Source organism: Allostella sp. (assembly GCF_041913585.1).
GTDB lineage: Bacteria > Pseudomonadota > Alphaproteobacteria > ATCC43930 > Allostellaceae > Allostella.
Genome location: NZ_JAYSFE010000003.1, coordinates 1 through 23,324, shown reverse-complemented (window position 1 = coordinate 23,324; position 23,324 = coordinate 1). Strand labels below are relative to the sequence as shown.

21 protein-coding genes are annotated in these 23,324 nt (G+C 73.2%); 10 read left to right on the top strand and 11 right to left on the bottom strand.

From position 1 onward, the window contains the following. Window positions 1-48 precede the first annotated feature (48 nt). Together ACE3Q3_RS01195 and ACE3Q3_RS01190 are read left to right on the top strand one after the other, a co-directional pair. A complete protein-coding gene (locus tag ACE3Q3_RS01195; protein WP_374440568.1) occupies window positions 49-936 on the top strand; it encodes a trans-aconitate 2-methyltransferase in 888 nt (295 codons plus the stop codon). Further along, complete coding sequence (locus ACE3Q3_RS01190) at window positions 933-2,267, top strand: sodium-dependent transporter (protein ID WP_374440565.1); 1,335 nt, start codon at window positions 933-935, stop codon at window positions 2,265-2,267. Before ACE3Q3_RS01195 ends, ACE3Q3_RS01190 begins: the two co-directional genes overlap by 4 nt. 8 nt (window positions 2,268-2,275) lie before the next feature. Here ACE3Q3_RS01190 and ACE3Q3_RS01185 read toward each other — a convergent pair whose 3' ends face one another. The 6 genes from ACE3Q3_RS01185 to ACE3Q3_RS01160 form a co-directional block, all read right to left on the bottom strand. Then, window positions 2,276-3,385: a hypothetical protein gene (locus tag ACE3Q3_RS01185; protein ID WP_374440562.1), complete on the bottom strand. Its 1,110-nt coding sequence runs from the start codon at window positions 3,383-3,385 to the stop codon at window positions 2,276-2,278. Window positions 3,386-3,491: 106 nt separating this feature from the next. Then, the gene (locus tag ACE3Q3_RS01180) at window positions 3,492-4,184 is read right to left on the bottom strand and encodes a 2-phosphosulfolactate phosphatase (protein ID WP_374440560.1); all 693 of its coding nucleotides are present in this window, start codon (window positions 4,182-4,184) and stop codon (window positions 3,492-3,494) included. A 34-nt stretch (window positions 4,185-4,218) separates the two neighbouring features. After that, entirely contained in the window at window positions 4,219-5,055 is an 837-nt protein-coding gene (locus tag ACE3Q3_RS01175; RefSeq protein ID WP_374440557.1) for a universal stress protein, read from the bottom strand. 124 nt (window positions 5,056-5,179) lie between these two features. Further along, a complete protein-coding gene (locus tag ACE3Q3_RS01170) occupies window positions 5,180-6,313 on the bottom strand; it encodes a glycosyltransferase family 4 protein (protein WP_374440554.1) in 1,134 nt (377 codons plus the stop codon). Beyond that, window positions 6,310-7,380: a glycosyltransferase family 4 protein gene (locus ACE3Q3_RS01165; RefSeq protein WP_374440551.1), complete on the bottom strand. Its 1,071-nt coding sequence runs from the start codon at window positions 7,378-7,380 to the stop codon at window positions 6,310-6,312. The genes ACE3Q3_RS01170 and ACE3Q3_RS01165 overlap by 4 nt, the downstream gene beginning before the upstream one ends. After that, window positions 7,334-8,335: a glycosyltransferase family 2 protein gene (locus ACE3Q3_RS01160; protein WP_374440549.1), complete on the bottom strand. Its 1,002-nt coding sequence runs from the start codon at window positions 8,333-8,335 to the stop codon at window positions 7,334-7,336. The genes ACE3Q3_RS01165 and ACE3Q3_RS01160 overlap by 47 nt, the downstream gene beginning before the upstream one ends. A 153-nt stretch (window positions 8,336-8,488) precedes the next feature. Here ACE3Q3_RS01160 and putA point away from each other — a divergent pair, with 153 nt between their 5' ends. Then, complete coding sequence (gene putA / locus ACE3Q3_RS01155) at window positions 8,489-11,632, top strand: bifunctional proline dehydrogenase/L-glutamate gamma-semialdehyde dehydrogenase PutA (RefSeq protein ID WP_374440545.1); 3,144 nt, start codon at window positions 8,489-8,491, stop codon at window positions 11,630-11,632. A 226-nt stretch (window positions 11,633-11,858) separates the two neighbouring features. Here the strand turns inward: putA and ACE3Q3_RS01150 are convergent, their stop codons facing one another. After that, on the bottom strand, window positions 11,859-12,539 hold the full coding sequence (locus ACE3Q3_RS01150) for a glutathione S-transferase family protein (RefSeq protein ID WP_374440542.1): 681 nt from the start codon (window positions 12,537-12,539) through the stop codon (window positions 11,859-11,861). Between the two features lie 140 nt (window positions 12,540-12,679). Here ACE3Q3_RS01150 and ACE3Q3_RS01145 point away from each other — a divergent pair, with 140 nt between their 5' ends. Next, window positions 12,680-13,186 carry a hypothetical protein gene (locus tag ACE3Q3_RS01145; protein WP_374440540.1) on the top strand — a complete coding sequence of 169 codons (507 nt, stop codon included), beginning with the start codon at window positions 12,680-12,682 and terminating at the stop codon, window positions 13,184-13,186. A 398-nt stretch (window positions 13,187-13,584) separates the two neighbouring features. Here the strand turns inward: ACE3Q3_RS01145 and ACE3Q3_RS01140 are convergent, their stop codons facing one another. Genes ACE3Q3_RS01140 through ACE3Q3_RS01130 form a run of 3 tightly spaced genes read right to left on the bottom strand, consistent with a single transcriptional unit; the run spans window position 13,585 to window position 16,596 of the window. Next, window positions 13,585-13,797, bottom strand: a complete 213-nt coding sequence (locus tag ACE3Q3_RS01140) for a hypothetical protein (protein ID WP_374440538.1) — start codon at window positions 13,795-13,797, stop codon at window positions 13,585-13,587. Window positions 13,798-13,822: 25 nt separating this feature from the next. Further along, window positions 13,823-14,434 carry a glutathione S-transferase family protein gene (locus tag ACE3Q3_RS01135; RefSeq protein WP_374440536.1) on the bottom strand — a complete coding sequence of 204 codons (612 nt, stop codon included), beginning with the start codon at window positions 14,432-14,434 and terminating at the stop codon, window positions 13,823-13,825. A gap of 14 nt (window positions 14,435-14,448) precedes the next feature. Continuing rightward, entirely contained in the window at window positions 14,449-16,596 is a 2,148-nt protein-coding gene (locus ACE3Q3_RS01130) for an acetate--CoA ligase family protein (RefSeq protein ID WP_374440533.1), read from the bottom strand. 229 nt (window positions 16,597-16,825) lie between these two features. Between ACE3Q3_RS01130 and ACE3Q3_RS01125 the strand changes: the two genes are divergently transcribed. Next, window positions 16,826-17,023: a hypothetical protein gene (locus ACE3Q3_RS01125; RefSeq protein ID WP_374440530.1), complete on the top strand. Its 198-nt coding sequence runs from the start codon at window positions 16,826-16,828 to the stop codon at window positions 17,021-17,023. On the opposite strand, the gene ACE3Q3_RS01120 is transcribed toward ACE3Q3_RS01125, so the two are convergent. Beyond that, window positions 17,020-18,651, bottom strand: a complete 1,632-nt coding sequence (locus tag ACE3Q3_RS01120; protein ID WP_374440528.1) for an acyl-CoA synthetase — start codon at window positions 18,649-18,651, stop codon at window positions 17,020-17,022. The two genes, ACE3Q3_RS01125 and ACE3Q3_RS01120, sit on opposite strands and share 4 nt — an antisense overlap. Before the next feature lie 130 nt (window positions 18,652-18,781). On the opposite strand from ACE3Q3_RS01120, the gene ACE3Q3_RS01115 reads away from it, so the two are divergent. The 5 genes from ACE3Q3_RS01115 (at window position 18,782) to ACE3Q3_RS01095 (ending at window position 23,077) form a co-directional block, all read left to right on the top strand. Next, window positions 18,782-19,882, top strand: a complete 1,101-nt coding sequence (locus ACE3Q3_RS01115; RefSeq protein ID WP_374440525.1) for a calcium-binding protein — start codon at window positions 18,782-18,784, stop codon at window positions 19,880-19,882. 31 nt (window positions 19,883-19,913) lie between these two features. Beyond that, window positions 19,914-20,297: a RidA family protein gene (locus ACE3Q3_RS01110; RefSeq protein WP_374440523.1), complete on the top strand. Its 384-nt coding sequence runs from the start codon at window positions 19,914-19,916 to the stop codon at window positions 20,295-20,297. 89 nt (window positions 20,298-20,386) lie between these two features. Next, on the top strand, window positions 20,387-21,358 hold the full coding sequence (locus ACE3Q3_RS01105; RefSeq protein WP_374440520.1) for a Gfo/Idh/MocA family protein: 972 nt from the start codon (window positions 20,387-20,389) through the stop codon (window positions 21,356-21,358). 14 nt (window positions 21,359-21,372) lie between these two features. Continuing rightward, window positions 21,373-22,107, top strand: coding sequence for an HAD family hydrolase (locus ACE3Q3_RS01100; RefSeq protein WP_374440517.1), 735 nt, complete (start codon window positions 21,373-21,375; stop codon window positions 22,105-22,107). Window positions 22,108-22,126: 19 nt separating this feature from the next. Further along, a complete protein-coding gene (locus ACE3Q3_RS01095) occupies window positions 22,127-23,077 on the top strand; it encodes a calcium-binding protein (RefSeq protein WP_374440515.1) in 951 nt (316 codons plus the stop codon). Window positions 23,078-23,324: the final 247 nt, after the last annotated feature.

Genomic DNA, 23,324 nt, shown 5'->3' with positions numbered 1-23,324 from the left:
CCGCCGGGCCTGTAGGGTCCGGCCGTCCGTCCCACTCCCGGAGCCGACATGGCCCTGTTCGGCGCCAAGACGCCGCTCGACCTCCTGCGCGACTATCGCAGGCGCCTCGTCACCGAGGTCTCGCCCGACGACCAGATGGTGCTGCGCTTCGACGACGCGACGATGGCGCGGATCGGCGAGAAGAGCTGGCAGGACCAGTATTTCCGGGTCGGCGAGGCGGCCCTGCGGACGGTCGTGCGGGCGATGGTCCTGGCCGAGAAGACCGACATCGCCTCGATCCTCGACCTGCCCTGCGGCCATGGCCGGGTGCTCCGGATGCTGCGCGCGGCCTTCCCGTCGGCGCGCATCGCCGCCTGCGACCTCGACCGCGGCGGGGTCGACTTCTGCGCCCGCACCTTCGGCGCGGTGCCGGTCTATTCCGAGGTCGAGCCGGCGGCGATCCCGCTCACCGAACAGTTCGAACTCATCTGGTGCGGCTCGCTGCTGACGCATGTCGACCGGCGCCGCTACGCCGCCTTCGTCGACTGGTTCGTCGACCGGCTGGCGCCCGAGGGGCTGCTCGTCTTCACCAACCACGGCCGCTGGTCGCTCGACTACCACCGCACCTACCCCTACATCGACGAGGATCGCTTCCAGGCGATCGCGGCCGAGGTGGCGAGCGACGGCTTCGGCTATCGCGACTATCCGCACCAGCCGGAATACGGCATCTCGATCGCGCTGCCGTCCTGGGTGGTGCGGCTGGTCGAGCGCCGGCGCGACGCGACCCTGCTCGCCTATCACGAGCGCGGCTGGGGCCATCACCAGGACGTGGTGGTGCTGTGGAAGAAGCCGATCGACGTTCCGCCCGGGCTGGAGCGGCCGCGGCCGGCGATCTACCGCGGACACCACGACAAGTTCGCGCCGGGGGCGCGGCCGGAAGGAGCCGGAGGAACGTGACGGAGGCGACCGCCGGACAGGAGCGGTGGGCCGGCCAAGCCGGGTTCCTGCTGGCGGCGGTCGGCGCCGCCGTCGGCCTGGGGAACATCTGGCGCTTCGCCTACATCGTCGGCGACAATGGCGGCGGCGCCTTCATTCTCGCCTATCTCGCGGCGCTTCTCGTCGTCGGCCTGCCGCTCCTGATGGCCGAACTCCTTGTCGGCCGGGAGGCGCGGGACGACGCCGCCAGTGCATTCCGGCGCCTGCGTCCCGGCGCCGGGGCAGCCGCCACGGGCTGGCTCGGAGTGACCGCGAGCGTCGTCATCCTCAGCTACTACGCCGTCATCACCGGCTGGGTCGCACGCTACATGGCCGGCTACTTGGCCGGCGGAGACATCCTGGCCGGCGCGGCGCCGCAGGCGGAGTTCGCGCGCTTCGTCGCCGGCCCCGTCGAGCCCATCCTGTGGCAGGCGGCCGTGCTCGTCGGCACCGCCGGCATCGTCTCGCTCGGCGTTGCGCGCGGTATCGAGGCCGCGAGCCGCCTCCTCATGCCGGTCTTCGCGCTCATCGTCGTGGCGCTCGCGATCTACGGGTTGAGCCTGCCCGGGGCCGGCGTGGCGCTCGCCTTCCTGTTCACGCCCGACTGGACGGCGATGGCGGAACCGCGGACCTGGATCGTCGCCATCGGCCAAGCGTTCTTTTCCATCGGGCTCGGCATGGGGGTGTTGGTCACCTACGGAAGCTACCTGCCGAGGTCGGTGTCCATCGTGCGCGCCGCCGGGTCGATCATCGTCGGCGACACCCTGATCGCCCTGGTGGCGGGAATCATGATTTTCTCGCCGCTGTTCACCTTCGGACTGAACCCGGCTCACGGCCCGGCCCTGGCATTCGTCGTCCTGCCCGAAGTGTTCTCCGGCATCGCCTTCGGCGGCGTGCTGGGCGCGGCCTTCTTCCTGCTGCTGCTGCTCGCCGCGCTGACGTCCGCCGTGGCGCTGATGGAGGTGCCCGTCGCCGTCCTGATGACGCGCTTCGGCCGATCGCGGCGCGAGGCGTCGATGTTGGCGGCGATCGGCGTCTTCGTGCTCGGCCTGCCGTCGGCGCTCGGATATGGGCCGCTCGGCGACGCGCTCCGGCTTCCGGCGCCGGTCCTCGACCTTGTCGACCACCTGGCTTCGGAGGTGCTGCTGCCGATCAGCGGGATGGCGATCGCGCTCTTCGTCGGCTGGCGCTGGCAGGCGGCCGGCACCCACCTGACGAGCGCGCCTGGGCGCTTCGCCTGGCTCTGGGTGCTGCGCCTGCTGGTGCCGTCGGCGATCGCCGTCCTGATGCTCGCCGGGCTGCTCGGCGGCTGACCCAGCCGTCAGCGACCCGCCTTGCGGATGACCAGAGGCTGGTCCGCCGTCTCCGGCAGGAAGAGGAAGTGGGCGGCCAGTTCCGGCTGCGGCACGAAGGATGAGGCCTTGGCATCGCGCAAGGCGGTCAGCCGGGCCGCCTCCGCCGCATTGCCCTGCCTAGCCTCCATCATGCTCCAGTAGTGGTAGGCGGTGACGCCGTGGGCGTCGCTCCGGACGGCGTTCCGGAAGTCGGCGGCGGCCTCCTTGACCATGCCGAGCCGCCACAGCGCGATGCCGCGGGTGACGAGCGCCGCCGCCATCACGTCGGGGTGGACGCCGCGCTGCGCCAGGACGCCGTTGACGACGGCGACCGCCTCGGCATGGCGTCCCTGCCGGACATGCAGGAAGGCGAGATTGGCCTCGTCGCGATGCAGCTTGGGGGCGAGGACGCTGGCCCGGACGAAGGCGCGCTCGGCCGTCTCCGGCTCGCCGGCGATCAGCGCGACGATGCCGGCGAGATTCTCGAACAGTGCCAGTTCGTCGGTGGAGACGGCGCCGAGCGCGGGGTCGCGCTGCTCGTCGATCACTTCCCGGAGCAGCCGCTGCGCGGCGGCGTCGTCCGCCCGGTCGATGATGAGGTGCATGGCATAGTCGTAGGGCCCGACGGCGCGGACGAAGCGGCCCGCGCCTTCCTCGATGAGGTCGAGATAGGCGGCGATCGGCTTCTCGACGTCGATGAGGAGCGGGCGTTTGCGATGGTCGTAGCCGGCGACGACCAGGCGGGCCTGCTTGTCGCGGCTCTGCAGGCTGACATGCAGTTCGATCGGGGTCATGCCGATCGCCTTCTGGGCGGCGACGCGGATCGGCTCGACCTTGAGGTAGGTGCCGATCGCCTCGATCAGCGTCTGCTGCCGCGAGGACCGCACCCGCGGGGCGCTGATGATCGTCGGATGCCGCGTCATGCGGGCGACGTGGTACTCGAAGAGCGTCTCGGCGGTGACGTCGTCGACGCCCGCCGACTTCAGTTCCGACGACACCGACATGTCGAGATAGACCGTGTCACCGCTGACGATCGCGTCGCCGGCAATGAGGCCGAACGCGGCCATGAGCATGAAGCCGAGCGTCGTGAGATCCATTCCTGCGCCCCCCATGCCGGCTGCTCCGGCAACGCCGGACGACGATAGCATGGGCGTCGCGGCCGCTCCATCGACCCGCGACCGCGCCCGACCGGCGGGCGCGCCGCTACTGGCCCGTGGCCGCGGGGCGCTCCGCCGTGGCGACGAGGAAACCGTCCGACGGCTGGACGCGGACCGCGAAGGGCACCCGGTCGACGGCGACGCAGGCGGCGACGTCGGCATCGTCCAGGCGCTGCCCGTCGGCGCGCAGCGCCATGGTGGCGACGATGCGGGCGAGGGCGTCCCGGTCGGGGGTGCGGCCGGCGAGCCGCGAGCGCAGGTAGAGCGCGCAGAGTTCGTCCTCGTCGGCGCGCTCGCGGTCGTGGTCGCCCATGGCGACGAGCGCGACCGGCACCCGCCCGAGCGCCCGGATCGCCTGTACCGTCGCCTCGGCGGAGACGAGGGCGCCGGCATAGATGTGCCGCGCCCCGGCCGCCGCGACCACCCCGCGGGTGCCGTTCGAGGTGGTCTGGATCAGCGTCTCGCCGTCGAAGCGCAGGCCCGCGATCTCGGCCGGCGAGTTGCCGAAATCGAAGCCGGGCGGGCGCAGGCCGCCGCGCTCGCCCATGCAGCGGCTGCCGACGCCGCGGGCGCGGAGCGCCAGCGCCGCGTCGAGGTCGTCGACCATGACGATCCGCCGCGCCCCGTTGGCGAGCGCGATCGCCGCCGTGGTGAAGGCGCGGAAGACGTCGATGACGACGGCGACGCCGGTCGCCGCGCGGGCGGCCGCGGCGAAGGACCCGACGGTGACTTCGGTCATGGGGGCGGGCCTGCTCCTCCGTCCGGTGCCGGGCTCAGTGGGAGAGGAGGACCGGCATGCGCAGCGCCTTCAGGATGCCACTGGTCGCGCCGCCGAGCACGAAGTCCCGCATCCGGGAATGCCCGAAGGCCCCCATCACCAACAGGCCGGCGCCGATCTCGGCCCCGTGGTCCTGCAGCACGGTGGCGATCGGGCGCCCCTGGCTGCGCAGTCGCGACACCGTCGCCGTGATGCCGTGCCGCGCCAGGTGCTCGGCCAGGCGCTCGCCGGCATCGGTCTCGGCGAGCGCCTTCTCGTCGGTCACCGCGGCGATCACGACCCGGCTCGCCCGCGCGAGGAAGGGGCCGGCATCGGTCACGGCGCGCGCGGCGACGCGGCTGCCGTCCCAGGCTACGAGGACGGTGTCCGGCTCGGCCACCGGCCGCTCTTCCGGAACCAGCAGCACCGGCTTGCCCGAGCCGAAGACGGCCGCCTCGGCCGTCGCCTGGGGCCACGCGTCGCGCGTCCCGAGGCCGACCAGGACGAGATCGTGGTAGCGCGCGAGGCGGGTGACGATCTCGCTCGCCGCCACCGGGAAGCAGTCCAGGCGGGTGATGCGGAGCGCCACGCCGTGCGCGCCGGCCTGCCGCTCGAGGGCGTCGACGACGGCGGTGCCGCGCTGCCGCGCCTTCTCCTTGGCGTCGCCGATCAGCGCCGGGATGTCGATCAGCAGGTTGCCGAGTGGGCTCGACAGCGGCGGGAAGTCGGCATTCAGGACCAGCGCGTGGAGGTCGGCCTTCGACCGGCGGGCGACGGCGACGGCATGATCGGCCAGGGTCGCGGCATTGCCGTCGAGATGGGTGTGGATGGGAACCAGGATCTGGACTGCCATGCGATCGATCTCCTCCCCGTTGCGGTGCTCGCGCGCCCGTTCGCCCGCCCGGACTATGTCGCCTGGATAGAATTGGCCCGAGTTAAATTTCCGAAACGCGCCGCCGGTCCCACGGCGGCGGCCGCTACCGCGTTGGCGCAAGGCGGCGGTAGAGGTCGAGCGTCTCGCCGACCACGACCGCCTCGCTGAAGGCCGTCTCGACCAGGCGGCGGGCCTGCCGCCCCATGCGGCGGCGCCAGTCGGGCTCGCGGGCGAAGCGCACCAGCGCGTCGGCCAGGCCGGCCACGTCCTGGTAGCGGACCCGCAGCCCGGTCTCGTCCGGGAGCGCCACCTCGCGGTTGCCGGCGACATCGGTGGCGAGCAGCGGCCGCTGGCAGGCGGCGGCCTCGAGCAGGGCCTTGGGCAGGCCCTCGCCGGAGGAGGGGAGGGCCGCGACATGGGCCGCCGCCCAGACCTTGCGCACGTCGGTCTGGAAGCCCCACCAGTCGACCAGCCCCTCCGCCGCCCAGGCCCGCAGTTCGGCCTCGGTGATCGCCGTCGGGTTGCCCCGGTCGGGGGCGCCCGCCAGCACGACCCGGACCGGGGTGCCGGCGCGGGTCGCCCGCCGCGCCGCCTCGACGAGGTCGCCGATGCCCTTCTCGTGGATCATCCGGGCCGCCATGGCGACGGTGAACGGGCCCTCGGGTTCCGGCAGCGGCGCGAAATGGTCGAGATCGATGCCGGCGCCGCGGATGATCGCGACGCGGTCGTGGCGCAGCACCCCCGCCCGCCGCAGCGTCGCCCGGTCGTCCTCGTTCTGGAGATGGACATGGACGTTGGGCCGGTTCAGCGCCCAGCGCAGCAGCAGCCCGACCGGCGGCCGCAGCAGGCGGGCCGCCGGCCGCTGCGAGGCGTAGACGAAGCCGAGGCCGTCGAGCGCGTTGATGACGGCGGGCACGCCTGCCCGGCGCGCCGCCCAGGTGCCGTAGACGACCGGCTTGATCGCGACCTGGTGGACGATCGCCGGGCGCTCGCGGCGGTAGATCGCGGTCAGGTCGGCGACGGCGGCCAACTCGGCGAGCGGATCGACCGAGGTGCGGCGGAGCTTGATCGGCACCAGTTCGAAGCCCTCGCCGCGGATGCGGTCGCCATGCTCGGCCTCGCGCGTCGCGACGACGACGCGGAAGCCGGCGTCGCGGGCGGCGCGGGCGATCGGGGTCCGGTGCGACCAGAAGAACCAGTCCTCGGTCACGAGATAGAGCAGGGTCGGTCGGCTCATCGGCGCTCCATGGCCTCGCGCAGGATGCGCACCTGGTGGGGCGCCCAGGCGGCCAGCGAATAGTGGACGGCGGCGCGCTCGCGCCCGGCCGCGCCCATGCGCCGGCGCAAGTCCGGATCGCGGGCGAGCGCCAGCAGGGTCTCGCTCCACGCCTCCGGGGTCGCCGGCAGGAAGCCGGTGCGGCCCTCGGCGACGATCGTGCCGTTGACGCCGACCGGCGAGGCGACGGCCGGCCGGCCGGCCGCCATGTACTGGATCAGCTTGTAGCCGCACTTGCCGCGCTCGAAGGGCGTGTCCGGCAGGGGCATGATGCCGATGTCCATGTCGGCGAGGTCGGCGGCCTCGCGCGCCTCGTCCCAGGGCCGCACCTCGCCCGGCAGGCCGCCCAGGGCGGCGGCCCCGCCGGCGCCGACCAGCAGCAGGCGGGCGCCCGTCTCGCGGCAGGCGGCGGCGAGGGCGGGCCGCACCGGGTCGAGGTAGCGCAGGTTGGCGGGCGTGCCGATCCAGCCGATGGTGGGCGGCCGGCCGGGCGCCGGCGCCTGCGGGCGGACGGCCTCGGTGTCGACGACCGTCGGCACGATCTCGACGCGGGTCGCGCCGGCCGCCCGCGCATGCTCGGCGATGTAGCCGTTGCCGGCGACGACGGTGGTCGCGGTCCGCATCACCGCGGCGATCTTGCCGCCGAGCAGCCGGCGCACGATCGCCCGCGGGTGCTGGTCGTAGCGATGGAACCAGGCGTCGTCGTAGTCGACGACCATCGGCACCCGCAGCAGCCGCAGCCAGGATTCCGCGACGGCCGGCAGCCATGGCAGGATCTCCTTCTCGACCCAGACGAGGTCCCAGCGGCCGGCGGTCGCCAGATGGGCCAGCCGCCGTCCATAGGCGGCGAGGATCGCCCCCGGGCGCAGCGGGCGCCCGTCGTGGAGGCGCCGCAGATAGTCGTCCCCCAGCAGCGCTTCGGCGCGCACCCGGATGCCGGCGGCGGCGAGGGCGGGCAGGAAGATCCGGTGCCGCTGGCGGCTAGTGGCGCCCAGCCGACCGTATCGGGCGAGGAGCAAGACCCGCATCGAGGAGGTCGGTGGACGGGGTGTTGAGGATGCGCGGCAGGTCGCCATAGAGGAGCTGGTAGGCGCGGAGCGTGTCCGTGACCACGCTGGGCGACCCGCGCAGGAGCGCCAGGAGCAGCCGCGACAGCGGTTCGACCAGAATGGTGACCGCGGTCAGCGCCGCCGCCCGGCCCCAGCCGAAATGCTTGCGCGCGTAGATGATGCGGCTGCGCAGGCAGTAGAAGATGCGTTCGGGCTTCACCTGCTCGGAGGTGCCGCCGCCCTTGTGGTAGGCGACCGCCTCGGCCAGGAAGAAGCAGGGCCGGCCGCTCGCCTGGGCCCGCCAGGCGAAGTCGACGTCCTCGAAATAGAGGAAGAAGCGCTCGTCGAAGCCGCCGAGCTGCTCGAACAGCGCCCGCGGCATCAGGAAGAAGGCGCCCATCACCTGGTCGACCGTCCGGCTGTCGCGATGGTCCCACTCCTCCATCAGGTGGCCGTGGAAGAGCGCCGGCAGGACCCGGTCGAGCCCCAGCACCTTGTGGACGAAGTGCCGCACCTTCGGGAAGCGGGCGCAGCTGCGATGGGTCCGGCCCTCGGCGTCGACGAGGCGCACGCCGAGGATGCCGATCGCCGGATGGTCGGCGAGGTGGGCGACCGAGCGGGCGAGCGTGTCGGGCTCGAGCCGCGTGTCGGGGTTGAGCAGCAGCAGGAAGCGCGAATCGCCCATCGCGGTCGCGCGGTTGCAGGCGGCGCCGAAGCCGAGGTTGGCGCCGTTGCGCAGGATCGCCAGCGGCAGGCCGACATCGTCCAGACGGTCGAGCGATCCGTCGACCGAGCCGTTGTCGGAAACGATGACGCGGCCGATATGGTAGCGGCCCGGGTTCGAGCGCGCGATCGACTCCAGGCACTGGCGGAGCTGCCCGCCCGAGTTCCAGTTGACGATGACGATGTCGAGGCTAGGGACCATCCGGCTCATGTCCATTCCCCGGACCTAATAGACCCGCGGGGTGTGCGGTGCAACCGGGCGCGGGACGGCCGTTCCCGGCGGCAGCGCCCGGCTTGACGGAGCCGCCGCCGGGCGGGATCGTCCGGCCACCCGGTCCCCCGCCGGCCCCCAGGAGAACCATCGATGCTCTTCCCCGCTCCGCTTCCCGCCGCCGACTCCCTGCGCGCCGCCCTGCGCCGGGCCACCCGGGCCGACGAGACGGCGGTGGTCGAGGGACTGCTGGCGGCGGCGACCCTGTCGTCCGACGCCCGCGACCGGGTGGCGATGCAGGCGCGCCGGCTGGTCGAGGCGGTGCGCGGCGGCCGCAGCGGCAAGGGCGGGCTCGACGCCTTCCTCCACGAATACGAGCTGTCGAGCCAGGAGGGCATCGTCCTGATGTGCCTCGCCGAGGCGCTGCTGCGGATTCCCGATTCGGAGACGGTCGACCGGCTGATCCGCGACAAGATCGGCCGCGCCGACTGGCAGCGCCACCTCGGCGCCAGCGACTCGACCTTCGTCAACGCCTCGACCTGGGCCCTGATGCTGACCGGCCGGCTGGTGCGCAGCGACGAGCGGCCGGGCTATGCCGGCGCCCTCCGGCGGCTGGTCGGCCGCGCCGGCGAGCCGGTCATCCGCGAGGCGGTGACGGCCGCCATGCGCATCCTCGGCCGCCAGTTCGTGATGGGCCGCACCATCGCCGAGGCGCTGGCCCGGGCGCGCCCGGCCGAGCAGGCGGGCTACCGCCATTCCTACGACATGCTGGGGGAGGCGGCGCGGACGGCGGCCGACGCCGAGCGCTATTTCCGCGCCTACGAGGCGGCGATCGCCGCCATCGGCGCCGAGGCCAGGGGCCGCGGCCCGATCGAGGCGCCCGGCATCTCGATCAAGCTGTCGGCGCTGCATCCGCGCTTCGAGTTCGCCCAGGCCGCCCGCGTCCATGGCGAACTCACGCCGCGGGTCGCCGAACTCGCGCGCCAGGCGAAGGCGGTCGGCATCGGCTTCACCGTCGATGCCGAGGAGGCGGACCGGCTCGACCTCTCCCTCGACGTCATCGAGGGGGTGGCGGCGGACCCGTCGCTCGCCGGCTGGGACGGGTTCGGGCTGGCGGTGCAGGCCTACCAGAAGCGGGCGCTGCCGCTCCTCGACTGGCTCGCCGACCTTGCGCGGCGGTCGCGCCGGCGGCTGATGGTGCGCCTCGTCAAGGGCGCCTACTGGGACAGCGAGATCAAGCGCAGCCAGGAGCGCGGGCTGGCGGGATACCCGGTCTTCACCCGCAAGGTCGCGACCGACGTCTCCTACATCGCCTGCGCCCGCCGCCTGCTCGCCGACGGCTCGGCCTTCTATCCGCAGTTCGCCACCCACAATGCCCATACCGTCGCGACCGTGCTGGAACTTGCCGGCAACCGCCGGGACTGGGAGTTCCAGCGCCTGCACGGCATGGGCGAGGCGCTCTATGGCGAAGTCGTCGGCCGGGACAAGCTCGACCGCCCGGCGCGCGTCTACGCGCCCGTGGGCAGCCACGAGGACCTGCTGGCCTACCTCGTCCGCCGGCTGCTGGAGAACGGCGCCAACACCTCCTTCGTCAACCGGCTGGTCGACGAGAAGGCGCCGATCGAGGAGATCGTGGCCGACCCCGTCGTCCGCCTCGGGCGTCTCGCCGTCAAGCCGCACCCGGGCATCCCGCAGCCGGCCGACCTCTACGGGGCGGAGCGGCGGAACAGCGCCGGCATCGACTTGGCCAATCCCGTCGCCACCCAGGCGCTGGCCGATGCGATGGCCGCGGCTCTCCGCCAGCCCGCCGCCGCCCTGCCGCTGGTCGGCGGCCGCCCGGCTGACGGCGCGGCGCGGCCGGTCGCCAGCCCGGCCGACCGCACGGTTCAAGTCGGCACCGTCGTCGAGGCGACGGGGGAGGTCGTCGACCAGGCGATCGCCCGGGCGGCGCGCGCCGCGCCCGACTGGGATGCGCTGCCGGTCGAGGAGCGGGCGGCCGTGCTCGACCGGGCGGCCGCGCTCTACGAGGCCGAGGGGCCGCGCCTGATGGCGCTCGTCGTGCGCGAGGGCGGCCGGACGGTGCCGGACGCCCTCTCGGAACTGCGCGAGGCGGTCGACTTCCTGCGCTACTACGCCGCCCGCGCGCGCGAGGATTTCCGGCCGCGCCGGCTGCCGGGCCCGACCGGCGAGCGCAACGAACTCCGGCTCGCCGGCCGCGGCACCTTCGCCTGCATCAGCCCCTGGAACTTCCCCCTCGCCATCTTCACCGGCCAGATCGCGGCGGCGCTGGCCGCCGGCAATTCCGTCCTGGCCAAGCCCGCCGAGCAGACCCCGCTGGTCGGCTCGGCTGCGGTCGGCCTGCTGCACCGCGCCGGGGTACCGGGCGACGTGCTGCAGTTCCTGCCGGGCGACGGCGCCACGGTCGGGGCCCGGCTGGTCGCCGATCCGCGCGTCTCGGGCATCGCCTTCACCGGCTCGACCGAGACGGCGCGGGCGATCAACCGCGTGCTCGCCGACCGGCCGGGCCCGATCGCCCCCTTCATCGCCGAGACCGGCGGCCAGAACGCCCTCATCGTCGATTCCTCGGCCCTGCCCGAGCAGGTGGTGCAGGACGTGCTGACGTCCGCCTTCAACAGCGCCGGCCAGCGCTGCTCGGCCCTGCGCGTCCTCTTCGTCCAGGACGACGCGGCCGACCGCACGCTTGCCATGCTGAAGGGCGCCATGGCCGAACTCCGCATCGGCGACCCGGCCCTGCTCGCGACCGACGTCGGCCCGGTCATCGACGCCGACGCCCAGGCGATGCTGCAGCGCCATGCCGAGCGGATGCGGCGCGAGGGCAAGGCGCTGGTCGAGATGGCGCTGCCCGCCGGCACCGAGCGCGGCACCTTCTTCGCCCCCGCCGCCTACGAGATCGATTCCCTGTCGCGGCTGGAGGGGGAGGTGTTCGGCCCGATCCTGCACGTCGTCCGCTGGCAGGCCGGCCGCCTCGACCAAGTGCTGGACGCCATCCGGGCCACCGGCTACGGCCTGACGCTCGGCATCCACAGCCGCATCGACGAGACGGTCCGCCACGTCACCCAGCGCCTGGGCGTCGGCAACACCTACGTCAACCGCAACATGGTCGGCGCCGTGGTCGGCGTGCAGCCCTTCGGCGGCGAGGGCCTGTCCGGCACCGGCCCCAAGGCCGGCGGCCCGCACTACCTCCTGCGCTTCGCCACGGAACGCACGCTCTCGGTCGACACCACCGCGGCGGGCGGCAACGCCTCGCTGCTGTCGCTGGCCGAGGGGGACGGGTGACGGATCGTCCCTACAGCAGACCCTGCCGGCGCCGCGCGCGGGGGGCGACGGAGCGTCCGGTGCCGGATCGCCTCCCGCATCAGGTCGCTGGCGGAGCCGCACTCGCCCGTCGCCATGGCTTCGCGCATCGTCGCGACCAACTCGCGCGTCCGGACGACGCCGGTCTTCTCCCTTCCGCCGATACGGCAGGAAACGCTCCTGCCGAGGCAAGGACGCTGACCTCGGCTCAGCGATCCGCCTCCACCATCGCCTCCAGGAACGGCGGCAGCGGGCGGTCGACGGAGAGGAGGTAGCGGCCCATGGCCGCCGCGACGCGGCGTACGGCCGGGCGGTCGGCCATGCGGGCGCGCCAGGCGAGCAGCGCGGGGGTGGCCTCGGTCATGGGCGCGCCCATGCGGGCACCGAAGAGCTGGGCCATGAAGAAGGCGATGTCGGCATAGGTGTAGGGGCCGGCCAGCCACTCGCTCGTTCCGAGCGTCGCCTCCAGGCGCCGGTAGAAGGCCGCACAGGCGTCGCGCGCGGCGACGGCCGCCGGCTCGTGGGGAACCGACTGCAGCCCCATCAGGCGGATCACCGGCGGGAAGTAGACCTCGTCCGACAGGTGCTCGATCTGGCGCGCCCGGGCGCGGGCGACCGCGCCCGCCGGCCACAGCGGCGGGGCCGGCCAGCGATCCTCCAGATATTCGAAGATCTGCGTCGAATCGAAGAGTTCGACCCCGTCGTCGACCAGCACGGGCACCTGGCGCTTGGGGTTGATGCGCGCGACCTCGGAGTGCTTCGGCTCGTAGAGCCGCTCCATGTCGAACGGCACCATGACGAGTTCGAAGGGCACGCCCTTCTCGTGCAGGGCGATCTCGGCCTTGGCGCCGAACATGCTGAGCGGACCGGAATAGAGGCGGGGCGGCATCGTCGAACTCCTCATGGGTGTTCATGATATGTTCCATTCCGACTCATGTCGGGCAAGCGCAGGTCGTTGCCGACAAGATTGCAACTCACTCGCAATATCGTTTAGAGTCGCCGTTCGAGCCCGAGCGCGGAGCGAGCAGGATGGCGACGACCAAACCGATTCCGACGGCGAAAGCGGCTCCCGGGCCGGCGGTCGAGACGCTGACCCCGGGCGAACGGCTGCTGCTCTGGTCATTCCGCGCCTGGGTCGCCGGCGCCGGCCACCGGCCGCTGGTGCTGCGCGAGTTCGGGCGGACCTTCCCCGCCGACGATGCCGGCCCGGCGATCCGCGCCCTCGACCGCTCGGTCGCCGCCATCGCCGGCCATGCACGGCGCACCATCGTCCACCACCCGGTCTGCGGCCAGCAGGCGAGCCCGGACGAGCAGGTCATCCTGGCGCTCTTCGCCGCCGTCCAGGCCGAGCGGGTGGAACTGGCGGTGCGCCTCGCCCGCTGGCTGGTGCGGCCGGCCGGCGTCACGCCGCTGGTGACCGCCGCCGCGGCGCTCGCCTTCGCGATGACCGAGAACGACCTCGACCTGCCCCTGCGGCCGGCACCACGTCCGGAGCGGGCTGGGCACGCGCGCGTCGCCGCCCTGCTGCCGCCCTGACGACCACTCCGCCACCAGGTGCGGCACGAAGACGCCGGTCTCGTCGCGGATGATCGGGCCGCGATCCTCCAGCACCCCGATCCCTTCCGCCCGCTCGCCGCCGATCACCCAGGCGTCGACCGTCGCGCAGGCCGGCCCGCCGCCGCGCACGAAGGCCGGGAGATAGTGCAGCGCCTGACCACCCGACCCTCGGCGGAGAGCACCAGCCTCGATGGCGGCTCCAGCACCTGCGGCGCGGCCGGGCCGGACGCAGTTCGCATTCGACCTCCCGCGGCTCGCAGCGGTGGCAGGCGTCCTCGGCCCAGTCGGTGTGGTGGGCGAAGCCCGGGCGCTGCCCCGTCCCGGTCAGTCCCGTCCCGGTCAGTCCCGTCCCGGGCGTCCGGGGACGGCGCGGCGCCTCACGGGTCGGGCGCGGGCAGCGGCCGGAGATCGGAGGGGCGCAGCGTGTCGCCGAGCTGGCCGAAGCCGCCGCGGGCCAGCGTCGGGCGCTGGGCCGCGGGGGAACGGGGCGGGGCGGGCGGCGTCGGCAGCGGCTCGGCCGCCGCCCCGGCACGGCGCCGGAACGGCGTCCCGGCCATGGCGACGAGGGCGACCTGCGGCGATCGCATCATGGCGGGGACGGCCGGTCGGCGCCGGTCAGGTCGGGACCACCGTCTCCTGGAATGCCGGCAGCGCGCCCAACCGGGCCGCCAGCGCCTCCAGCTTCGGATAGGCCCCGGCCGGCAGCAGGTCCGGCGCCATCGTCCGCAGGAAGTCGACCAGCACGGCGGCCGAGACGTCGGCCTGGGTCATCGACGGCCCGGCGAGCCACGGCTGGCCGTCGATCGCCTCCAGCGCGGCGAGGCCGCCGGCGACCTGGCTCTTCAGGTTGTCGATCCAGGGCTGGTGCTGGCGCTCGGCCGGGCGGCGCTTCGTCTCGTAGACGTAGCCGACCGCCTTCTCCATCGTGCCGACCGCGATCGCGACCCGGTTCAGCACCCGCCGCCGTTCCGGACCCGCCGGCGGTACCAGGGCCCGGGCCGGGCCGGCCGTCTCGTCGAGATGGTCGAGGATCGCCGCGGAATCGATCAGGCTCTCGCCGTCGTCGAGGATCAGCACCGGGACCCGCCCGACCGGGTTCAGCTTCCGGATCGCGTCCATGTCGGTCATGGTCGACAGCGGGCGGTGCTCGAACGCCATGCCGTAGAGCTTGAGCGTGATCGCGGTGCGCCGCACGAAGGGCGAGAGGTAGCGGCCGACGAGGATCATCAGGAGGGGCTCCGTCAGGACTGGCGGGGAACGAAGAGGGCGTCGACCGCCACCACCCCCTGGCCCGCGGGACGGACCAGGATCGGGTTCACGTCGATCGAATCGATGCGGTCGGCATTGGCGGCGGCGAAGACCGAGAGGCGCGCCAGCGCGTCGGCCAGCGCCGCGACGTCGGCCCTGGGCTTGCCGCGCGCCCCGTCGAGCAGCGGGAAGCCCTTGACCTCGCGGATCATCTCGGCGGCCTCGGCGGCCGAGAACGGGGCGACGCGCAGGGTCACGTCCTTCAGCACCTCGACGAAGATGCCGCCGAGGCCGAACAGCACCACCGGCCCGAAGGCGGGGTCGACGGTGACGCCCATGATGCATTCGACGCCGTCGGCGATCATCGGGCTGACCAGCGCGCCCTCGATGCGGGCCTGCGGCCGGGCGGCGGCGACGCGCGCCGTCATCGCAGTGAAGGCGGCGGCGACCGCGTCGGGATCGGCGAGGCCGATGGCGACGCCGCCGACCTCGGTCTTGTGCAGGATGTCGGGCGACGAGATCTTGAGCACGACCGGGCCGGCGAAGGCGCGGGCGGCGGCCGCGGCCTCCGCGGCGGAGCGGGCGAGCCGGTCCTCCACGGTGGGAATGCCGGCGGCCGCCAGGATGCGCTTGGCCTCGCGCTCGTCGACCATGCCGGCCGGGGCGGGAAGGGCGCCCGCGGGCAGCGCCGGCGGCGCCGCGCGCGGCGGCCGGGCGAAGGCCTCGCCGAAGCTGCAGAGCGCGGCCAGCGCCTTCACCGCGCGATGCGGGTCCTCGAAGACGAGGTAGCCGTCGGCCTCGTATTCCCTGGTCATCTCGGGCGTCGAGATCATGCACATGACCTGCAGCCGCCCGGGGAACTTGCGCGCCGCCTCCTGCATCGCCGGCCGGAGGCGGGCATTGATGACCTTGGAGCGCGGCACCGAGGTGAAGAAGTTGACGATCAGGTCGTAGCCGCCCTCCGCCAGCATCGTCTCGACGTTCTTGGTCACCAGGCTCATGTCGTTGAACGCCTGGGCGGTGATGTCGACCGGGTTGCGCACGGCGGCGAAGGGCAGGATCTCCTTCAGCCGCCGCTGGGCGTCGGCCGGCATCGGCGGCACCTCGAGCCCGGCCGCCGTCGCCGCGTCGGCGAGCACGACGCCGCCGCCGCCCGAGATGGTGACGATGCCGAGCTTGCGGCCCGTGGGGAAGGTGCGCTTGGTGCAGGCGTACGCGACATCCAGCATTTCCTCGGTGGTCTCGACCCGGAGCGCGCCGTAGCGGCGGAAGACGCTGTCGTAGACCCGGTCGGCGCCGGCCAGCGAGGCGGTGTGGGACTGGGCGGCCGCGGCGCCGACGGCCGAGCGGCCGACCTTCATCACGACCACCGGCTTGCGCCGGTCGTGCGCGTACTGCAGCGCCGCCGTCAGGCGCGCGGCGTCGACCACGCCCTCGATGTAGCAGCCGATGACGTCGACGTCGGGCTGGTCGGCGAGGAAGGCGATGCAGTCCGCCACCTGCACGTCGCATTCGTTGCCGGTGGTCATCCAGTAGGTGGTGCCGAGCCCCTTCTCGCGTGCCAGCGTCGCCATGTGGCTGCCATAGGCGCCGGACTGGCTGACGATGGCGATCCCGCCCTCGTGCGGGAAGCCGCCCAGGTCGAAGGACGCGGTGAAGGTGCAATAGTGGCCGATGGCGGCATTGAAGACGCCGAGGCAGTTCGGCCCGGCGATGCGCATGCCGCTCTCGCGCGCGATCTCGCCGAGGCGCGCCTGCATCGCCGGTCCGTCGCCGTCCTCCATCTCGGCGAAGCCGGACGAGAAGATGACCATGGCGCGCGCGCCCTTGGCGGCCGCCTGCTCGGCCGTCGCGACGACGGCGGCGGCCGGAATCGCGACCAGCACCAGGTCCGGCGCCTCGGGCAGGCTGGCGAGGTCGGGATAGGCCTTCAGCCCCTGGATCTCGTCGCGGTTCGGGTTGATCGGATAGATGGCGCCCGGAAAGCCGTTCTCCCGGTAGTAGCGCAGGGGCCGGCCGCCGATCCGCGTCGGGTCGTTGCTGGCGCCGACGATCGCCACCGAACGCGGCCGCAGCATCGCCGTCAGCGAGGCGGGGTCGAGAAGCGGCGTGGCCGGGGCGGCGGGTCGGGCGTCGGACAAGCGCATCCTCCTGGAACGGGCCGGGGATCTCGGACGGTCCCCCTTGGGCGAGGGCTCCATTCGTAGCGGCCGCCGCCGTCCGCGACAATCCGCCCCCGTGCCGCGGTCGGGTTTGAACAACCCCGCGCCACAATCGTTGTCCATGGTGGGTGGAGGCGGATGTTCGAACCGCGGGGCCGGTCGATGCGACGGACTGCGGGAAACCATGGGGGCGACGCTGGAGTCGCTGATGAAGACGGTTCGTGACTATCCGGGCAGCGCCGACGGCGCCGTCACCCGGTTCCTGCTGCTGCTGATCGCCGTCGGCGCATCGCTGATGCTGCTCGGCGGCGCGCTGGTGCCGACCGGCGAGGCCGACGGCGGCGCCCTCGGGCTGGAGGCCATCTCCGCCTCGGTCGAGCGCCTGAGGGCGTTCCTCGGCGGCTAGCCTCCGGGCGGGACCTCGCCGGACGCGGCCCGGCGGCGCAGTTCGCGCCGCACGATCTTGCCGGTCGCCGTCATCGGCAGGGCATCGACGAAGGCGATCCGCCGCGGATACTCATGCGCGGCGAGGCGCCCGCGCACCCACCCGCGGATCTCCTCGGCCAGTGCGTCCGAGCCGGCGTGGCCGGGCTTGAGGACGATCCAGGCCATCACCGCCTCGGTCCGGACGGCATCCGGTACGCCGACGACGGCCGCCATCGCCACCGCCGGGTGACCGAGCAGGCAGTCCTCGACCTCGCCCGGGCCGATGCGGTAGCCGGCGGAGGTGATGACGTCGTCGTCGCGGCCGACATAGTGCAGCCAGCCGTCGGCATCGGCCCGGCCGAGATCGCCCGTCAGCAGCCAGTCGCCGGCGAACTTGGCCGCGGTCGCGGCGGCGTTGTTCCAGTAGCCGAGGAACATCACCGGATCCGGCCGGCGGATGGCAATGTTGCCGGTCGCGCCCACCGGCAGCGGGCTGCCCTCGCCGTCGACGATGGCGACAACGTGGCCCGGCACCGGCCGGCCCATCGAGCCGGGACGCACCGGAAACAGGCCGGCGCTGTTGGCGACGACGAGGTTGCATTCCGTCTGGCCGTAGAATTCGTTGACGGTGACGCCCAGGGTGGCGCGGCCCCAGTCCAGCAGTTCCGCGCCCAGCGTCTCCCCGCCCGAGCCGACCGAGCGCAGCCGGAACCCGGCCGGCGGCTTCGCGCCCGACTGGCGCAGCAGCTTGAGCGCCGTCGGTGGAAAGAAGACGTTGCGGACGTCGTGCCGCGCCATCAGCGCGAGCGCCGCCTCGGGGTCGAACTTGCGGGCGCGGTGGGCCACGACCGGCACGCCGTGGTGCCACGCCGGCAGCAGCACGTCGAGCAGCCCGCCGATCCAGGCCCAGTCGGCGGGGGTCCAGAACCGGTCGCCGGCCCGCGGGAAGAAGTCGTGCGGCAGCTCGACCCCGGGCAGGTGGCCGAGCAGGACGCGATGGGCGTGCAGGGCCCCCTTGGGCGGCCCGGTCGTGCCCGAGGTGTAGATGATGAGCGCCGGATCGTCGGCGGCGGTGTCGACCGCGGCGAAGCGGTCGGCGGCCCGCTCGAGCAGCGGCCAGAAGGCGAGGTCGCCACCGTCGATGGTGACGATGTGGGCGAGCGCCGGCAGCCGGTCGCGCAGCGGCGCCAGCTTGGCGGCGTTCTCGAGGTCGGTGACGACGAGGCGCGTGCCCGAATCGGCGAGGCGATATTCCAGCGCTTCCGGCCCGAAGAGGGTGAAGAGCGGGACCGCGATCAGCCCCGCCTTGTAGGCCGCGACGTGGGCCAGCGCCGTCTCCGGCCCTTGCGCCAGCAGGATGCCGATCCGGTCGCCGGTCGCCAGTCCGAGGCCGACGAAGGCGTTGGCGAGGCGGTTCGACAGCCGGGCGACCTCGCCGAATGTCAGTTGCCGGGCGCGGCCGGTCTCGTCCTCCCAGATCAGGGCCGGGCGGTCGCCGCCGGTCGTAGCCGGGCGGTCGGCGACGTCGGTGCCGATGTTGAAGCGGTCGGGCACGGACCAGTGGAACCCACCGGCCAGCGCCGCATAGTCGGCGGCGGGCTGCAGCATCGGCCCATGATAGCGCGTCCGCCGCCGCCGCCCACCGGCGCCCGCACGACGACAGTTTCCGCGACCGGGATGAACCTCGGCGATGGCCGCTGCGTCCCAGCACCAGGCTCGATTCGCGAGGGAGGCGGACATGGCTCTCATCACCGGTACCGACGGCGCCGAATCGCTGGCGGGCGGCGACGGCGACGACAGCATCGACGGACTGGGCGGCAACGACACGCTCTTCGGCGGCGGCGGCGACGACATCGTCGAGGGGCGCGACGGCGACGATCGGATCGAAGGCGGTCCCGGCTACGACCAGCTGGGCGGCGGCGACGGCGCGGACACCATCTGGTCCGGCACGGCGGCCGAGACCGATGTCGACGGCTCGCAGCTGTTCGGCGACGCCGGCGACGACCTGCTGTTCGCCAGTGCCGCGGGCTCCAACATGCAGGGCTGGACCGGACAGGACACGATTCTCGGCGGCGATGCCGCCGACGCGGTCCTGGGCGGACCGGACGGCGACTCGATCCTGGGGGCCGGCGGGGACGACGAGGTGCTGGCGGGGCCCGGCGACGATTTCGTCGACGGCGGTGCCGGCGACGACACGATCTTCGGCGGCCAGGCGGCGACGATCGCCGATTCCGGCGACGACACGGTCCTGGGCGGCGACGGCCGGGACCAGATCGTCGCCGGCGACGGGTCGGACAGCGTGCTGGGCGGCGACGGCGACGACGACGTCAACGGCAACACCGGCAATGACCTCGTCCATGGCGGTCCCGGCGCCGACTTCGTCCGCGGCGGCCAGGATGCCGACGTCGTGCGCGGCGACGACGGCGACGACTGGCACGTCAACGGCAATCTCGGCGACGACACCGTCGACGGCGGCGCGGGCGACGATCTCGTGCGCGGCGGCCAGGGCGACGACCGGCTGTACGGGGACGATGGCGCCGACACGCTCTGGGGCGACCTCGGGGACGACGTCATGGACGGCGGCGACGGCGCCGACCGTTTCGCATTCGCGAGCGGCAGCGGCAGCGATCGTGTCGAGAGTTTCACGACGGGGGTCGATCGGATCGTCGTCGCGGCGGACGCGAACGGCAGCGGGATCGCGGACGCGGCCGACCTGCTGGCGCGCGTCTCCGCCCATGCCGAGGGGGCGCTGCTCGATCTGGGGGGCGGCCATTCGGTGCTGATCCTGGGCGTGGCACCGGGCGACCTCGCGGCGGCCGATTTCGCCGTCCTGTCGTAGGATCGCCCAGACCCCAACCCGGCGAGGCAGGATGCGGCGCAGAATCATCAACGCGGCCGACGCGCCACAGGCGGCCGGCGGCTATGCCCAGGCGGTGGAGATCACGGGCGCGACCCGGATCCTGCATGTCAGCGGCCAGATTCCGCAGGCCGCGGACGGCACGGTGCCCGCCGCCTTCGCCGACCAGTGCCGGCTCGCCTGGGCGAACCTCGAGGCGCAGCTGCGGGCGGCCGGGATGACGCTCGACCATCTGGCCAAGGTGACGACGTTCCTGGCCGACCGCCGCCATGCGGCCGAGAACCGGGCGGTGCGCCAGGCGGTGCTGGGCGACCGCGCGCCGGCCCTGACCGTCGTCATCACCGGCATCTTCGACGAGGCCTGGCTGGTCGAGATCGAGGCCGTCGCCATGGCGTGAGCCGTGTCCGCCATGCGCATTGGCCATGGCCGGGCCGGCCGGGGGGCGGCTATCCTCGCCGGCATCCGGTTTCGAGATGGGGAAATGCCATGGTGAATGCGGCGGTGGTCGGCCTCGGCCGATGGGGACAGGTGCTGGTCAATGCGGCCCGGGGCAGCGGCAAGATCCGCTTCGTCGCCGGCTGCACGCGGACGCCGGCCAAGGCCGAGGCGTTCGCCGCCGAGCACGGGTTCCGCCTGCTGGCCGACTATGCCGCCGTCCTGGCCGATCCCGAGGTCGAGGCGGTGGTGCTGGCGACGCCGCACACCCAGCACGCCGACCAGGTGAAGGCGGCCGCCGCCGCCGGCAAGCACGTCTTCTGCGACAAGCCGTTCACGCTGACCCGCGACAGCGCCGCCGAGGCGATCGCCGCCTGCCGCAAGGCGGGGGTCGAGATCGCGGTCGGTCACAACCGGCGCTTCCTGCCGGGCTATGCCGATCTCGGCCGGCTCGTCGCCGGCGGCGACCTCGGCACGGTGCTGCAGGTCGAGGGCGCGGTCACCGGCTCGGGCGCCTTCTCCTATGCGCCCGAGGGCTGGCGCGCCTCGCCGACCGAGAGCCCCGCGGGCGGCATGACCGCACTCGGCATCCACATGGTCGACGCCCTGATCGGCCTGCTCGGGCCGGTGGCGGCGGTGACGGCGCTGAGCTGGCGCCGGGCCATCCCGATCCCGATCGACGACACCACCGCCATGCTGCTCCGCTTCGCCTCCGGCGCGGCCGGCACGCTGGTCACCTCGCCGGCGACGGCGCAGAGCTGGCGCATCCAGGTCTACGGCACCAAGGGCACGGCCGAGATGCGCGGCGAGACCCAGCTCGTCGTCACCCCGGTCGGCGGCAAGCCCGAGATCCGGGACTATCCGCCGACGAACAAGGAACGGGCCGAGCTCGAGTCCTTCGCCGACCTCGTGGCCGGCCGTGGAACCTTCCCGGTCACCGATGCCGACGCGATCAACGGCGTCTCGGTGCTGGAGCAGGTCGAGCGTTCGGCCCGCGCCGCCGCCTGGCTCGACGTGCCCTAGGCTCGGCGTCGCGCATGGCCCTGCCGCGCCCGCCCGCCGCCGTCGTCTTCGACATGGACGGGCTGCTCTTCGACACCGAGGCGCTCTACCGGGAGGCGGCGATGACGGTCGCCGCCTCCCGCGGCCACGACCTCCCCGAGGCGCTGTTTCTCAGCCTCGTCGGGCGGCCCTGGACGGCCAACCGCGCCGCCCTCCTCGACCATTTCGGCGCGGGCTTCGCGATCGACGCCTTCCAGGCCGACTGGATCCGGCAGTTCGACACCATCGTCGACGGCCGCCTGGCGCTGAAGCCCGGCGTCCTGCGGCTGCTCGACACCCTCGACGCGCTGCGGCTGCCGCGGGCGATCGCCACCTCCTCGCACCATTCCGACGTCCGCCGGAACCTCGCCGCCCATGGCCTCGCCGGACGCTTCGACGCGGTCGTCGCCCATGGCGACTACGCGCGCGGCAAGCCCGCGCCCGATCCCTTCCTGCACGCGGCGGCGCGGCTGGGGGTTGCGCCCGAGCATTGCCTCGCGCTCGAGGACTCGCACAACGGCGTGCGGTCGGCGGCGGCCGCCGGCATGGCGGTGGTGATGGTCCCCGATCTGCTCGCACCGACGGCGGAGATGCACGGCCTCTGCACCCTGGTCGCGCCGGACCTGGAGCAGGTGTGCGACCTGCTGCTGGCGGCCTCGGCCGCGCCGGTCGGCCGAACGTCGGGAACGCTCCCGCCGCCCGCCCGTTTGGGAGGCACGGTCCAATCCTAGCAGTCCAGGAGCAGCTTCCATGGCCTACATTCCCGGCGGCAACGGCGCCGACACCCTCATCGGCACCGGCGGCGACGATTCCATCCTGGGCTTCGCCGGCAACGACCTGGTCCGCGGCGAAGGCGGCTTCGACACGATCGACGGCGGCTTCGACAACGACTTCCTGATGGGCAATGCGGGCGACGACCTCGTCTTCGGCGGCGTCGGCGCCGACACCATGTTCGGCGGCAGCAATGTCGACTTCTTCGGCACCGGCAACGACACGCTGATCGGCAACGACGGCAACGACGACGGCTTCGGCGGCGACGGCAACGACCTGCTGTTCGGCGACCTCGGCGACGACGCGCTCAACGGCAACACCGGCTTCGACGCCGTCTATGGCGGCCCGGGCGCCGACTTCGTCCGCGGCGGCCAGGACGACGACGTCGTCTTCGGCGACGTCGGCAGCGACTGGCACGTCAACGGGAACATCGGCGACGACCTCGTCTACGGCGGCGCTGGCAACGACACCATGTTCGGCGGCCAGGGCAATGACGACGTCTATGGCGAGGATGGCGACGACGATCTCGGCGGCGATCTCGGCGACGACAACCTCTATGGCGGCACCGGGAACGACCGTCTCCTCGGCGGTTCGGGGTTCGACATCCTGAACGGCGGCTCCGGCGCCGACACGCTCGACGGCGGCGCCTGGGACGACGTCCTCTATGGCGATTTTGGTGCCGACAGCTTCGTCGTCCGCAGCAACTCGGCCCGCGACACGATCGTCGACCTCAACTTCGAGGACGGCGACCGCGTTCTCATGGAGCGCAACATCAACGGGTCGGGCATCTTCGATTTCGACGACCTGATGGACCGGGCCTACGATGCCCCGGGTGGCGGTACCGGCTTCGATCTCGGCGGCGGCAACACCCTGGTCATCGGCAACCAGCCCCCCGACCAGTTCCTGCCACAGGACTTCGTCTTCTTCTGAGCGCGACGCGGCGCGCCCGACGCCGCCGTTCGCCCCGACGCGGGTTTCGAGCGAACCGGATGCTCTGAGGCATGCGGCCCGACCCGGCGCGGCGGGAGTAGGCGGTCGGCTGCGGCGACGCTACTCTCGGATCCCAGACATCCGGAGACATGGCCCGTGCCGCTCGACATCGTCCGCAGCGCTTGCCCGCATGATTGCCCGTCCACCTGCGCGCTGGAGGTGGAGCGCATCGACGCGCGCACGATCG

Bases quoted from the DNA above. Each gene is read 5' to 3' on its own strand.
- ACE3Q3_RS01195 (WP_374440568.1), top strand. From the start codon at position 49: ATGGCCCTGTTCGGCGCCAAGACGCCGCTCGACCTCCTGCGCGACTAT.
- ACE3Q3_RS01185 (WP_374440562.1), bottom strand. From the start codon at position 3,385: ATGGATCTCACGACGCTCGGCTTCATGCTCATGGCCGCGTTCGGCCTC.
- ACE3Q3_RS01180 (WP_374440560.1), bottom strand. From the start codon at position 4,184: ATGACCGAAGTCACCGTCGGGTCCTTCGCCGCGGCCGCCCGCGCGGCG.
- ACE3Q3_RS01175 (WP_374440557.1), bottom strand. From the start codon at position 5,055: ATGGCAGTCCAGATCCTGGTTCCCATCCACACCCATCTCGACGGCAAT.
- ACE3Q3_RS01170 (WP_374440554.1), bottom strand. From the start codon at position 6,313: ATGAGCCGACCGACCCTGCTCTATCTCGTGACCGAGGACTGGTTCTTC.
- ACE3Q3_RS01165 (WP_374440551.1), bottom strand. From the start codon at position 7,380: ATGCGGGTCTTGCTCCTCGCCCGATACGGTCGGCTGGGCGCCACTAGC.
- ACE3Q3_RS01160 (WP_374440549.1), bottom strand. From the start codon at position 8,335: ATGAGCCGGATGGTCCCTAGCCTCGACATCGTCATCGTCAACTGGAAC.
- putA (WP_374440545.1), top strand. From the start codon at position 8,489: ATGCTCTTCCCCGCTCCGCTTCCCGCCGCCGACTCCCTGCGCGCCGCC.
- ACE3Q3_RS01150 (WP_374440542.1), bottom strand. From the start codon at position 12,539: ATGCCGCCCCGCCTCTATTCCGGTCCGCTCAGCATGTTCGGCGCCAAG.
- ACE3Q3_RS01145 (WP_374440540.1), top strand. From the start codon at position 12,680: ATGGCGACGACCAAACCGATTCCGACGGCGAAAGCGGCTCCCGGGCCG.
- ACE3Q3_RS01140 (WP_374440538.1), bottom strand. From the start codon at position 13,797: ATGATGCGATCGCCGCAGGTCGCCCTCGTCGCCATGGCCGGGACGCCG.
- ACE3Q3_RS01135 (WP_374440536.1), bottom strand. From the start codon at position 14,434: ATGATCCTCGTCGGCCGCTACCTCTCGCCCTTCGTGCGGCGCACCGCG.
- ACE3Q3_RS01125 (WP_374440530.1), top strand. From the start codon at position 16,826: ATGAAGACGGTTCGTGACTATCCGGGCAGCGCCGACGGCGCCGTCACC.
- ACE3Q3_RS01120 (WP_374440528.1), bottom strand. From the start codon at position 18,651: ATGCTGCAGCCCGCCGCCGACTATGCGGCGCTGGCCGGTGGGTTCCAC.
- ACE3Q3_RS01115 (WP_374440525.1), top strand. From the start codon at position 18,782: ATGGCTCTCATCACCGGTACCGACGGCGCCGAATCGCTGGCGGGCGGC.
- ACE3Q3_RS01110 (WP_374440523.1), top strand. From the start codon at position 19,914: ATGCGGCGCAGAATCATCAACGCGGCCGACGCGCCACAGGCGGCCGGC.
- ACE3Q3_RS01105 (WP_374440520.1), top strand. From the start codon at position 20,387: ATGGTGAATGCGGCGGTGGTCGGCCTCGGCCGATGGGGACAGGTGCTG.
- ACE3Q3_RS01100 (WP_374440517.1), top strand. From the start codon at position 21,373: ATGGCCCTGCCGCGCCCGCCCGCCGCCGTCGTCTTCGACATGGACGGG.
- ACE3Q3_RS01095 (WP_374440515.1), top strand. From the start codon at position 22,127: ATGGCCTACATTCCCGGCGGCAACGGCGCCGACACCCTCATCGGCACC.